We start from the raw sequence: 13,169 nt of genomic DNA on the forward strand, positions 1-13,169 counted from the left end.
TCACACGCTGAAATGTAACCCACTCGCCGACATGGGAGCTCATTTGGCCAGCTTGGCCGCGAGCGTCGCCTCGTCGGGGAGGTCGTCGGCCATCAGCGTGTGTCCGTCGCGGACGTAGTGGAAAGCCGCGCGGACCTTCTCGACGGGAACGCCGGCCAGCTGGGCCCACGCGATGCGGTAGGCGGCCAGCTGGATGAACAGCGACTCCCGTTTCGCCGGTTCGGGAACCACGCCGGTCTTCCAGTCGACCACCGTCCACGACCCGTCCTTCTCTGCGAAGACCGCGTCGATGCGCCCGCGCACCACGATGCCGCCGATGACCGTCTCGAACGGGACCTCCACCTCGGTGGGGCTCCGGTTGGCCCACGGCGAGGCGAGAAAGGCCTCGCGCAGGGCATCGAGGTCGGCGTCGGGGCTGGCCGTGGCATCGGCGGCACCGGGGAGTTCGTCGACGTCGAGCAGTCGCGTCGCGCCGAACCACCGTTCCACCCAGGCGTGGAATGCGGTACCACGCCGCGCCATCGGATTGGGCCGGAACGGCGTGGGCCGCCGGAGCCGCCGGGCGAACTCGGCCTCGTCGGCGTCGAGTTCGACGAGCTGGCTGACCGACAGGTGGGTCGGCAGCGTGACCTCGACGAGCGCCTGGTTGGCCTGGTGGTGTTCGTCGAGCAGCGCCGACACCTCCGCCTCCCAGGCGGCGATCTCATCGTCGGGGTCGGCCGCTGCGAGCTCGGCCTGCCCCGCCGCGTCGGACGGGGCGTCGAACAGCGCGGGCGCCTCCCGCTTCGCGATCGCCTCGAGCACGAGGTCGGCGGCGGCCTGCACCGCGTCGCGGCGTCCGGCGAGCGGGTCCCGCGGCCACGACTCGGCGACGACGCGTTCGGCGAGCGGGTTGGTCGCGTCGTCGGCCGGCGGCGGGGTGCGGACCGCGATGGACATGCCCGTGGAGTCGACCGACGGATCGGTGATCACCTCGTCGATGGCGGTCATCAGCTCGTCGAAGAACTCCGATCCGCCGCGCGGCTTGTCCCCGGTCTCCGACCAGTGGTGTGCCGAGATCAGCAGGTCGTGCCGGGCACGGGTCAGCGCGACGTAGAGCAGGCGGCGGTCCTCTTCGAGGCGTCGCTGTGAGATGGCCGCCTTGTGGTCGGCGATCGCCTCCTCGAGCTGCTTGCGGTCGGCCAGCGCGTCGAGTTTGAGCACCGGGAACCCTTCGGCCGCACCGTCTGCCGACTCGGAAGGGGTCGCGAGGTCGCCGCGCAGCTCGGCCGGGAGTTCGCGGGCGCTGCCGAGCCAGGTGGTGTCGGCCTTGGCGCTGGGGAAGATCCCCTTCGCCAGGTGCGGGATCGCCACGACGTCCCACTCGAGTCCCTTCGCGGCGTGCACGGTGAGGATCTGCACGCGCTGGTCGGCCACTTCGATCTTGCCCGGCTCCAGGCCCTTCTCGATGGTCTCGGCGGCGTCCAGGAAGGCCAGCAGGCCGGGGAGGTTCGCGCCTGGACGGTCGGCGTAGTGGCTGACGTAGTCGGCGAAGGCGTCGAGGTGCTCGCGTCCGGTGATGGCGCCGCGCATGCGGCGTGCGCGGATCTGGGCCTCGACGCCCACGCCGATGGTGTGCTCCACGTCGGCGACGAGCTCGGGCAGCGGCTGCCCGATGCGACGCCGCAGCGATTCCAGCTGTGCCCCGAACGCGCGGATGCGCGCGTATCCCTCCGGGCTGTAGTCGCCCGGGTCACCGGGGTCGACGACGGCGTCGGCGAGGCCGGCCCGGTCGACGATCTCGGTGGGCAGGACGGAATCGAGTGCGGCGTCGAGCTGTTCGCGGCTGGTGACCACGCCCACCGATTCGGCGTAGCTCTCCGCGGCGAGGGTGGTGGCGCGCCGCCACAGCGCGGCGAGGTCCTTGGCCCCGAGCCGCCAGCGCGCACCCGTCAGCAGGCGTATGACCGCGGTGCCGGCCATCGGGTCGGCCATCACGCGCAGGGTGGCGATGATGTCCTCGATCTCGGGCACGTGCAGCAGGCCGCCGATGCCGACGACCTCGGCGGGGATCCCGCGGCTCTCCAGCTCGGCGGCCAACGGCGCCGAATCCTCGTTGCGCCGCACCAGGATCGCGGTCGTCGGCGGCGCCTCGCCGGCGGCCTCGGCGGCCTTCCATCGCTCCTCGATCGAGTCGGCGATCCAGCTGCGCTCGTCGATGACGGTCTCGGTGAGCGCGATGGTCGCCGTTCCGTGCGGGGCGTCGGGCCGCGGCCGCAGGACGCTGACCGGGATGCCCCGGCGCCGGAGTTCCTCGGACACCTGGTTCGCCAGGCGCAGGGCCTGCGCCGCGTTGCGCCAACTGGTGAGCAGTTCGCGGCGGTGCGCGGGCGAGCCGTCGGGACGAGGGAAGTCGCGGGCGAACCGGGGCAGGTTGGCCGCGGACGCGCCACGCCAGCCGTAGATGGACTGGATCGGATCGCCGACCGCGGTGACCGCCACCGGCTCCCGCGACGGCCCGTGCCCGCCGAACAGCGTCGACAGCAGGATGCGCTGGGAGTGGCCGGTGTCCTGGTACTCGTCGAGGAGCACCGCGCGGAACGCCGCGCGTTCGGACTCCACCACCTCGGGGTTGCCGACGACGAGCCGTGCGGCCAGCGACATCTGGCTGCCGAAATCGAGCGCGGACTGCGCGCGCATGGTGTCGGCGAGCGCGCGCACGAGCGGGAGCAGCGCCCGCCGCTCATCGATGACCTCCTTGATCTTCAGCAACGCCTGCGACGGCTTGTCGCGCTGCCGAGGGCCCTTCGGGAGGGTGTCGATGAGCTCGTACAGCCTCGACCCGGCCTTCTCGAGGTCGTCGATGTCGACGAGGTGCTCCGACATCTCGCCGTACAGCTTGAGCACGGCCTCGGTGACGCTCGCCGGGACCTTGTCGGTGTCGAGATCCTCCGGCCACGACGAGACGAGCCCGAAGGCCAGCTGCCACAGCTCCGTCTCGGTGAGCAGCGTCGACGACGGCTCGACCGGCAGCAGCAGGCCGTAGTCGGCGATGAGCCGACCGGCATAGGCGTGGTAGGTGCTGACCTCGGGGTCGGCCCCGCGCAGCCGGGCGGCCAGCGAGCCGTCGGGGTCCCAATTGCGCAGTGCCGCAGACCCCGACAGCATTGACAGGCGTCGGCGGATGCGCGCGCCGAGCTCGCTGGCGGCCTTGCGGGTGAAGGTCAGGCCCAGGATCTCGTCGGGCGCGACGATCTGGTTGGCGACGAGCCACACGACGCGCGAGGCCATCGTCTCCGTCTTTCCCGCGCCGGCACCGGCGACCACGAGCATCGGCTCGACCGGCGCCTCGATGACCGCCACCTGCTCGGGAGTCGGCTCGGGGAGCCCGAGAGCTGCGGCGAGCGTCTTGGCGCCGATCAGCGGACGCCCGGTCGGGGTCTGCGTCGCCTCGCTAGTCATCGGTCACCGCCTTTCCGGGGATCTTGGCCGGGCAGCTGGCCGTCAGCGCGCAGTGCTGGCAGCCGGGATTCGGCGTCGCGCGGAAGGTCGGGCCGATGCTCGCGCGCGCCGCGCGACGGACCTCCCCGATCCACTCGTCGAGCATCTCCGGCGTCAGCGGCGACTGGACCCGCTCGGTCGCACCCGAATCCCGGTGCGCCTTGGCCACGTACACCAGCCGCGCCCCGCCCGGGGTCGCCTCGCCGAACTGCGGCACGCCGCCGTGCGCGAGGGCCACCTGGTAGGCCGCCATCTGCGCGTGTTCGTCGGCCTCGGTCTTGGTGATGGGGTTCTTGGAGGTCTTGACGTCGACGACCACCGGGCGACCCTGCGCGTCGACCTCGAGCCGGTCGACGCGGCCGCGCAGGCGCACCGGCGGGGCCTCGGCGTCGCCGGCGGTGTCGTCGTGCACCGGGCCGGCGGGGATCGTCGCGTCGACAGGCAGCTCGACGCCCACCTCCTCGAGCTCGGACCGGGACAGCCGCAGCCAGTCGCGGAAGTGGGTGAGCATGTTCTCCGCGCGTTCGAGCTCGCGCGCGGAGTACCAGCCCGCGCCGGTGTCGACGCGGTCCCAGATCGCGCGCAGGGCCGCGGTGACCTCCTGCGGGTCCATCTGCCCGGCGACCGCCTGGACCAGGGTGTGCACCAGGCTGCCGGTGAGGGCGGGCGTCCCGTCGCCGTCGCGGCCCCCGTTGCGCTCGAGCACCCACCGCAGCGAACACCGGTTGAGTGCCTCGACATTCGACGGCGACAACACCACCGGCCCCTGGTCCGGGGTCCACAGCGGGGCGTCGGTGCTGGGCTCGGCGAGGCCGAACCAGTCCCGCGGATGGGCTCCCGGGATGTCGGAGTCGGCCAGGACCGCGAGCAGGCGCGCGGCGGCCCGGGTCCGCTCGTCGGGGTCGTGCGCGCCGGCCACCACCACCGATCGCAGGGTCGCGACCAGCGACGGCAGCGACAGGACGCGGTCGACGCCCGGGTCGAGCGCGGGCTCGGGCCGCGACGCGGCGTCGTCGGCGTCGGCGTCGGCCACCAGATCGGCGAGTTCGGTGATGAACCGCGACGGGGAGGCGTCGCCGCTGCCGTCCTCCACCGCCGTCACCAGCAGGCGACGACGCGCCCTGGTGCAGGCCACGAGGAACAACCTCCGCTCGTCGGCCAGCGCGGCGGCGCCGCGGGCGACGGTGTCGACGGCCTCGGCGTCCATCCCGTCGAGCAGGTCGACGAGCGCCGCGGTGCCGAGCACGCCGCCGCGACTGCGCAGCGATGGCCACAGGCCGTCCTGCACACCGGCGACCGCGACCACCTCCCACTCCCGGCCGACGGCGGCATGGGCCGACAGCACCGTCACGGATTCGGCTGCGGCGGTGGGCGTCCGGCTGTCGCGGGGGATCTGCAGCTGCGACAGGTAGTGCACGAACCCGGCCGGGCCGGCCGCGGGCAGGGTGTCGGCGAAGTTCGCCGCGGCCTCGAACATCGCCATGACGGCGTCGAGGTCGCGGTCGGCCTGCTCGCCGGCGGGTCCGCCGCGGACCGCGGAGGCGGCCCAGCGACGTTCGAGCCCGGTGGCCTGCCACGCCGCCCAGAGCGTCTCCTCGATGCCGCGCCCGGCGTCGTGTGCCCGCTGGGCCGCGGCCACGACGTCGAGCACCCGCCCCAGCGGCGCGGCCTCGGTCTCGGTCAGGGAGCGCCGGTAGCGGGTGCCGAGCTCCGGATCGAGGATGGCCCGCGTCAGCGACGTGAGCGAATCCTGCTGCCCCGAAGGATCTTTCGTCTCGTCGAGGCGGCGGATGCCGCGCCGGAGCCGGCGCATCGCACCGGGGTCGGCACCGCCGATCGGGCCGGACAGCAGGGTCAGGGTGTCCTCGGTCGTGAAGAGTTCGGGGGTGTCCGGATCGGTGTGGGCGGTCGGGTCGTGCCGGCGGGCCGCGACCACGCGCAGCACCAGCATCAGCGCGATGACCGCGCGTTGCCGGTGCAGGGGCAGGTCGCCGGCGGGCGTGGTGACCGGGACGCCCGCCGAGCGGAAGGCCCGGCGCAGCGGCGGCAACGCCAGCGAGACCGACCGCACGATGACGGCCATCTGCGACCACGGCACCCCGTCGAAGAGGTGCGCGCGGCGCAGCATGTCGGCGATGGCGGTGGCCTCCTTCGCCGCCGAACCGTAGATGCGCACCGCGGCGGCGTCCTTCGGGACCTCCGCCTCGCGGTCGGCATCGAGCTCGGACACCGGTTGCGGGTACGGGTGCGGCCGGGCGCCCGGGAGCCGCGCGGCGATGGCCCGCCCGAGTCGCGCGATGTCGGGGTGCGCGCGGAAGTCGTGTTCGAGGACGATGTCGCGGTCGGAGCCCGGATCGGCCAGGCCGTCGGCGAAGCGCGGGCTGGCGCCGCGGAAACCGAACACGGACTGGTCGGTGTCGGCGGCGATGATGGTCGACACCGTGCCGGTGCCGACCAGCCGGATCAGCTGCGCGGCCTGCGGATCGAGATGCTGCGCGTCGTCGACGAGGAGATGCCGGATGCGGCGCCGCTCGCCGCTGAGCAGGTCCGGGTCGGTGGCGAACGCCGAGAGCGCGGAGCCGATGAGCTCGGCCGCGTCGACGGCCGGCGCCGAGGCGCCGGGGGTCTCGAGTCCCACCGCGCCGCGCAGCAGCATGTTCTGCTCGTACTGCGCGTAGGCGCGTCCGGCGGCCACCCACTCCGGGCGCTTGTGCTTCTTGCCCAGCGCGGCGAGTTCCTCCGGCCCGACACCGCGTTCGGCGGCGCGCATCATCAGGTCGCGCAGGGCCTGCGCGAATCCGTCGGTGCCGAGCGCCGGCCGCAGGTGTGCCGGCCAGTACTCCGCGCCGTCCTCGATGTCGCCCGCGAGCAGCTCGCGCAGGACGACGTCCTGTTCGGAACCGGTGATCAGCCGGGGCGGCGGGTTGCCGTGCGCGCCGGCCTGCAGCCGCAGGATGGCGAACGCGTAGGAGTGCACGGTGCGCACCAGCGGCTCGCGCAGGGCCCCGCCCAGCACGCGCCGTCCTTCGGCGTGGGCCGACAGGACCCGTCGGGTGATCTCCTCCCGCAGCGCGACCGCGGCCCGACGGCTGGAGGCGAGGACCAGGACCGATTCCGGATCGGTGTCCGGATCGAGCAGACGCGCCACCGCGGCGTCGACGATGAGCGCGGTCTTGCCGCTGCCCGGCCCGCCGTGGACCCGGATCGGACGCCACGCCTGTTGCTCTTCGCCGGTGGCCCTGGTGCCGGCGGGATCGATCACGCGCCGGATGTGCGCAGGCCAGTCGCGCGGCGCGTCGACGGCCTCGGGTGCCGCGACCAGCCGCGCGCGCAGGGCGCTGCGCGAGGCCTGGGTGCCCGGGTTGCGACTCATGGCACCCATGCAATCACGAGCCACCGACGGCCCGGTCGCCGCCGACGCCACGCGGCCGCGGGAAGCGGTGGGTGCGGCGGGCGGCCGTCGGCGCCATCCGGCACGATAGGAGGCGTGGCAACTCTCAACACCCATGTGTTCGACGGGGATTCACCGTCCTCCGGCGAGACCCCGACGGTGCTCGCGATCCACGGCCTGACCGGGCACGGCAAACGCTGGGGACCGCTGGCCGGGTACCTGCCCGGTGTGCGCATCGTCGCACCCGACCTGATCGGGCACGGCCGCTCCCCCTGGCGCCCGCCGTGGAGCATCGAGCACCAGGTGCGGGCGTTGTCGCAGGTGCTCGACGAGCACGTGCCGACGGACCGGCAGGTCGTCGTGGTCGGCCATTCCTTCGGCGGGGCCCTCGCCCTGCACCTGGCGAATCGTCGCCCCGAGGCGGTCAGGGGCATCGTCCTGCTCGACCCCGCCCAGGGACTCGACCCGGATTTCGCGCTGGAGGTCGCGACCAACAGCCTCGACAACTGGGACTACGCCGACGCGGACGCGGCGCGCTCGGCCAAACGCGCCGAGGGCTGGGCCGCGGTGCCCGACGAGATCCTCGAGGCCGAGATCGCCGAGCATCTCGTCGCCCGCCCGCACGGCCGGGTCGGGTGGCGGGTGAGCGCTCCCGCCGCCGCGGCGTCGTGGAGCGAGATGGCCCGCCCCGCGGTGCTGCCGCCGCCGGGCATCCCGACGCACGTCGTGGTCGCCGACCGGGTTCAGCCGCCGTTCGTGCGACCGGCGTTCCTGGAGGCCTGCGCGAGCGAGCGCGCCGGCTCCGTCACCGTGCACCATGCCGACTGCGAGCACATGGTGCCGTTCCTCGCGCCGGAGCTGTCCGCGTCGCTCATCCGGTCGCTGTTCTGAGCCGGGGCCACGATGGCGGCGGTCACCGAAGAGCAGGTCGAGGCGGTCCGCGCGCTGGTCGCCGCCATCCCGGCCGGGCGGGTCAGCACCTACGGCGACCTGGCGGCCGCGGCCGGGTTGTCGAGTCCGCGCATCGTCGGCTGGATCATGCGCACCGACACCGCGGACCTGCCCTGGCACCGCGTCGTGCCGGCAAGCGGTCGCCCCGCACCGCATCTGGCCTCGCGGCAGCTGGAGCGGCTCGCCGCCGAGGGCGTTCCGATCGCAGATGGGCGAATCAGGTTGCGGGAGTGCCGATGGGCGATCCCCTGACGTGAGGGGCCGCCCTCGACACACAGGCGGCCATGACGCACCGCCGGCGGTCGAGGGACCGGCGTCCCTGCCGAGGACGTGGCGAGACCCGGACCGTGACGCTCAGGCCGTGCGCGCCACCGGGCTCCGGCGGTACGGGCTGATCGCCGCGCGCATGCGGGTGATGATCAGGTCGACGATGCGCGGGTCCGGGCCGAGCGGCGCGGCCACCGCGTCGGCGCCATAGGTCTGCAGACGCTGGTGGAACAGGCCCGGCGCGAGCAGGTGGCTCGCGACGACGACCCGACGGCCGGTGCGTCGTGCGCGTTCGATCGCATCGGGCACCGACGGCTGCGCGGTGGCGATGAACCCGACCTCGACCCGTCCGCCGATCAGCGATTCCAGTTGGCGCGCAGCCAGATACACCTGTCCACAGGCGCTCTCGTCGGACGACCCGGCGGCCGCGAGAACGACGGCGTCGCCGGGTTCCCAGCCGGCCTCGGCCAGGCGGAGTCGCGCGACCGCGGCGATCGCGGGGTCGGGACCGAGCGCGCGGGTGACCACGGTGTCGGGCCGGCCGGCCAGCGCGACGTGCTCCGGGATGTCCTTGCGGACGTGGTAGCCCGATGCGAGGAAGGCGGGCACCAGGACGGCGGGTTTGTCGAGATCGGCGATCACCTCGCTCGGCGTCGGCCCCAGCACGTCGACGAACGCCGTGCGGGTCACGCCGATCCGCCTGCCGACGGCCTCGGCGATCTCGGCGATCACGCTGACGCCGTGTGGATTACGGGTCCCGTGTGCGACCAGGACCGGGCTGACGTCGCGCAGGCGATCGCCGTACGGCAGACGGACGTCGTCGCCGGTCACGAAGGTGCCGTCTCTCATCTCGTGTCGATCTCCCCTGGTCGCGTCACTCGTCTTCGCCGTCGTACTCGAGGTCGACGGCGAGACGATAGCCGCGCTTGACGACGGTCTGCACCATCTTCGAATCCCCCAGCGCGGCACGCAGTCTGGCGACCGCGACCTCCACCGCGTGGGTGTCGGAGCTGTCGCCGGGCAGAACGGCCAGCATCTCCTGGCGCGACACCACGCGGCCGGGATTGCGGGCCAGCAGTTTGAGCAGCATCAGGCCGGTCGACGAGAGCTCCTTGAGCTCGGAGTCCACGACGACGGCCTGGCCGCGGATCGCGGTGTCGTGGCCGGCCACCCGCAGCACGTGCGACCGGCGCGGCAGTTCGTCGGTGATCAGCCGCGCCAGTGCGCCGAGGCGGAAGCGGCGCGGGTACAGCGTCGGGATCTGCAGCGCCTCCAGGGGGCTCGCCGTCACCGAGCCGACACACATCACCGGCACCGTCGTGCGCAGCGCGTGGACGAACTGCTGCAACTTGCCCAGTTCCTTGGCGCGGGTCAGGATCGACGCCGCGGCCGGCGCGCTGGTGAACGTGATCGCGTCCAGGTCGCCGCGCAACACCGACGCGATCATCTTGTCGATCCGGGCGACGTCGGGATGCATGTTCCAGCGGTACACCGGGATCGGGACGACCTCGGCGCCGGCGGCGCGCAGGACCGTGCAGAAATCCGGCAGCGGCTCCCACTCGCTGGTGGCGCCGTGCAGCTGCACCGCGATCCGCACCCCCTCGACGCCCTCGGCGAGCAGGTGGTCGAGCACCTCCGAGGAGGACTCGCTCTCCGGCGACCACTCCTCGCGCAGGCCCGCCGCCCGGATCGCGCCCTTGGCCTTGGGCCCGCGGGCGATGAGCCGGCTCTGTGACAACGCCCCCAGGACGGCCTCGGCCCTGCCCCAGCCGTCCGCGGCCTCGATCCAGCCGCGGAAACCGATGCCGGTGGTGGCGACCATGATCTGCGGCGGCGACGCGATGATCTCCTCGGTGACCCGTTCGAGCTCGGTGTCGTCCACCAGCGGCAGGATGCGGATGGTCGGGGCGTGCACGACCGCCGCACCGCGTCGTTCGAGCAGCGCGGCGAACTCGTCCGCCCGCCGGGCCGCGGTCACGCCGATCGTGAACCCGGTGAGCGGAAGTGCGACGGGGGTGTCGGTGGCCTCGGAACCGGCGTCGGCGGGTTCGCCGGCCTGATCGATGTCGGTGTTCACGCGGGAAAGAACACCTCGACGATCCGGTCGACGACGCGCACGCCGTAGCTCGGCACCGACACCGTCTCGTCGTCGAGACAAACGCCGGTGCGCAGGGAGAACACCTGCTTGCCCAGCGGCGACGCCACGGTCGGTTCCCCGCCGTGGTCGCCGGCGAGGCCGCGGGAGAGGACCGCGGCCCGGCCGAACGGGTCGATGTTGCCGATCGCATACAGCCGACTGCGGCCGACCGCCTCCCGGTCGGTCTCGGCGGCGGGCATCCGGAACAGCGCGGCCTGCTCCCCGGCGGGCCCCAGGACCGCGACGCCGCGGCCGACGACGAGGCCGTCGAGCGGGCAGGCCCGCACCCAGGTGCCCGCGACCGGCGCCGGTGTCGGCATGGTCTCGTGTGGTGCGACCGTCATGTCGGCACTCCTTCCTTGACCGGCTCGTTCGCCGGACCGTCCGCCCCGGCCCGGGAGTCGCTCGGCGTCGACGCCCCCGGACGCACCTGCGGCAGGTCCAGCAGAACCGGGACCTTTCGTTCGTATTCGGCGAATCGGATCGTCGGGTCGACCACATCGGGTGCGTTCACGAACGACACGAACCGCTTGAGCTTCTCCTCGTCGTCGAGCACCGCCGCCCATTCGTCCTGGTAACCGGCGACGTGGCGGTCCATCGCCTCCTCGAGATCGGCGGCGATGCCGAGGCTGTCCTCGCAGACGACCGCCTTCAGGTGATCCAACCCGCCGTCGAGGGACTCCAGCCACGGGGCCGTGCGCTGCAGTCGATCGGCGGTCCGGATGTAGAACATGAGATACCGATCAATGTAGGCGACCAGGGTTTCGTCATCCACCCCGCTGGCCAGCAGCTGCGCATGCCTGGGGCTCTGACCTCCGTTGCCGCCGACGTACAGGTTCCAGCCGTGCTCGGTGGCGATGACGCCGACGTCCTTGCCGCGGGCCTCTGCGCACTCACGGGCACAGCCGGAGACGCCGAACTTCAGCTTGTGCGGCGAGCGCAGGCCGCGGTAGCGCTTCTCCAGGAAGACCGCCATGCCGACCGAGTCCTGCACGCCGTAACGGCACCACGTCGAGCCGACGCAGCTCTTCACCGTGCGCAGGCTCTTGCCGTACGCATGGCCCGACTCCATGCCGGCGTCGACGAGGCGGCGCCAGATCTCCGGCAGCTGGTCGACCCGGGCGCCGAACAGGTCGATGCGCTGGCCGCCGGTGATCTTGGTGTACAGGCCGAAGTCGCGGGCGATCTCGCCGATGACGATGAGCTGCTCGGGCGTGACCTCACCGCCGGGCATGCGCGGCACCACCGAGTACGAGCCGTTCTTCTGCATGTTCGCCAGGAAGTGGTCGTTGGTGTCCTGCAGCGCCGCCTGCTCTCCGTCGAGGATGTGGTCGCTGGAGGTCGAGGCGAGGATCGACGCGACCGTGGGCTTGCAGATCTCGCAGCCGAGGCCGGTGCCGTAGCGCTCGATGAGCTCGGAGAAGGTGCGAATGCCGGTGGCCGCGACGATCTGGAAGAGCTCGGCGCGAGACTGGGCGAAGTGCTCGCACAGCGACTTGCTGAGCTCCACGCCGGAGGCCTCGAGCAGCTGCTTGATGCTCGGCACACAGCCACCGCAGGTGGTGCCGGCCGACGTGCAGCCCTTGATCGCGGCGATGTCGCAGGCGCCCTCGGCGATCGCCGAGCAGATGCTGCCCTTGGAGACGCCGTTGCACGAGCAGATCTCCGCGTCGTCGGGCAGCGCGTCCATGCCGACCCCGACGCCGCCCTCGGGTGCGATCAGCGCGGCCGGATCGCCCGGGATCTCCCGGCCGACCATCGGCTTGAGCATCGCGTAGGCCGACGCGTCGCCGACCAGGATGCCGCCGAGCAGCGTCTTGGCGTCGTCGCTGACGACGATCTTGGCGTATCTGCCGGCGACCGCGTCGCGGTAGGTGATCTCGAGCGCGTTCTCGGTGGTCGCGAAGGCGTCGCCGAAGCTGGCGACGTCGACGCCGAGGAGCTTGAGCTTGGTCGACAGGTCGGCGCCCGGGAAGGTCGACGATCCGCCGAGCAGGCGGTCGGCGACGACCTCGGCCGTCGAGTAGCCCGGGGCGACGAGTCCGTAGCAGCGGCCCTCGACCGCGGCCACCTCGCCGATGGCGTAGATGCTGTCGTCCTCGGTGACGCAGCTCGCGTCCACCAGCACACCGCCTCGCTCGGCGACCGGCAGGCCGGCGTCGCGGGCGAGCTGGTCGCGGGGCCGCACCCCCGCGGAGAACACGACCAGCGAGGCGTCGATGACCGATTCGTCCGACAGCGTGACCCGCAGGTTCCCGTTCTCGGCGTCGGCGATCTCGGACGTGCCGACGCCGGTGTGGACCTCGAGGCCGAGGTCGGTGACGAGGTTCTCGAGAATCGACCCGCCGCCGGAGTCGACCTGCATCGGCATCAGCCGCGGCACGAACTCGACGACATGCGGCTTGAGGCCGAGCAGCTTGAGGGCGTTGGCGGCCTCGAGGCCGAGCAGACCGCCGCCGACCACGACACCCGAGGCCCCCGGTCCGGCGGCCTCGGCGGCCGCCCGGATCGCGTCGAGGTCGTCGAGCGTGCGGTAGACGAAGCACTTCTCGTTGTCGTGTCCGGGCACCGGCGGCACGAAGGCGTACGAACCGGTGGCGAGAACCAGTGCGTCGTAGGCGATCTCGCGGCCCGCCGAGGTGACGACCCGCTTGGCCGCGCGGTCGATGACGGTGACGGTCTCGCCCAGGTGGGTCACGACGAGCTCGTCGCCGTCGTAGGTGTTGCCGTCCAGCGCCAGCGAATCCCGTTGCCACGAACCGACATAGGAGGACAGTCCCACCCGGTCGTAGGCCGGTTCGGCCTCCTCGCAGACGATCTCCACGCGCCAGGAGGCGTCGATGTCGCGCTTGCGCAACTCCTGGACGAAGCGGTGCCCGACCATGCCGTGGCCCACCACGACGACGATGTTGCGGCCCGCGTTGGTTTCGTTGCTCACTTCTT

Annotated in this window: 8 protein-coding genes; 2 read left to right on the forward strand and 6 right to left on the reverse strand. The window is 72.7% G+C overall.

Annotated features, from left to right (window positions below):
* Positions 1-39: 39 nt before the first annotated feature.
* Both E1P53_RS07075 and E1P53_RS07080 read right to left on the reverse strand, forming a co-directional pair.
* A complete protein-coding gene (locus tag E1P53_RS07075) occupies positions 40-3,441 on the reverse strand; it encodes an ATP-dependent helicase (protein ID WP_131733853.1) in 3,402 nt (1,133 codons plus the stop codon).
* A complete protein-coding gene (locus tag E1P53_RS07080) occupies positions 3,434-6,853 on the reverse strand; it encodes an ATP-dependent helicase (protein ID WP_131733854.1) in 3,420 nt (1,139 codons plus the stop codon). The genes E1P53_RS07075 and E1P53_RS07080 overlap by 8 nt, the downstream gene beginning before the upstream one ends.
* A 114-nt stretch (positions 6,854-6,967) precedes the next feature.
* Here E1P53_RS07080 and E1P53_RS07085 point away from each other — a divergent pair, with 114 nt between their 5' ends.
* A complete protein-coding gene (locus tag E1P53_RS07085) occupies positions 6,968-7,762 on the forward strand; it encodes an alpha/beta fold hydrolase (protein ID WP_131733855.1) in 795 nt (264 codons plus the stop codon).
* 12 nt (positions 7,763-7,774) lie between these two features.
* Positions 7,775-8,074 (forward strand): MGMT family protein, encoded by a 300-nt coding sequence (locus E1P53_RS07090; RefSeq protein WP_131733856.1) that lies wholly within the window; start codon positions 7,775-7,777, stop codon positions 8,072-8,074.
* Positions 8,075-8,176: 102 nt separating this feature from the next.
* Here E1P53_RS07090 and E1P53_RS07095 read toward each other — a convergent pair whose 3' ends face one another.
* The 4 genes from E1P53_RS07095 to nirB are packed head-to-tail and all read right to left on the reverse strand — an operon-like array spanning position 8,177 to position 13,164.
* Complete coding sequence (locus E1P53_RS07095; RefSeq protein WP_181954820.1) at positions 8,177-8,938, reverse strand: sirohydrochlorin chelatase; 762 nt, start codon at positions 8,936-8,938, stop codon at positions 8,177-8,179.
* 25 nt (positions 8,939-8,963) lie between these two features.
* Positions 8,964-10,154, reverse strand: a complete 1,191-nt coding sequence (locus E1P53_RS07100; RefSeq protein ID WP_109239413.1) for a uroporphyrinogen-III synthase — start codon at positions 10,152-10,154, stop codon at positions 8,964-8,966.
* Positions 10,155-10,162: 8 nt separating this feature from the next.
* Positions 10,163-10,570 carry a nitrite reductase small subunit NirD gene (locus tag E1P53_RS07105; RefSeq protein WP_131733857.1) on the reverse strand — a complete coding sequence of 136 codons (408 nt, stop codon included), beginning with the start codon at positions 10,568-10,570 and terminating at the stop codon, positions 10,163-10,165.
* Entirely contained in the window at positions 10,567-13,164 is a 2,598-nt protein-coding gene (gene nirB / locus E1P53_RS07110) for a nitrite reductase large subunit NirB (protein WP_131733858.1), read from the reverse strand. The genes E1P53_RS07105 and nirB overlap by 4 nt, the downstream gene beginning before the upstream one ends.
* Positions 13,165-13,169 lie beyond the last annotated feature (5 nt).

Origin of the sequence: Gordonia paraffinivorans (genome assembly GCF_900683595.1) — a bacterium.
Lineage (GTDB): Bacteria > Actinomycetota > Actinomycetes > Mycobacteriales > Mycobacteriaceae > Gordonia > Gordonia paraffinivorans.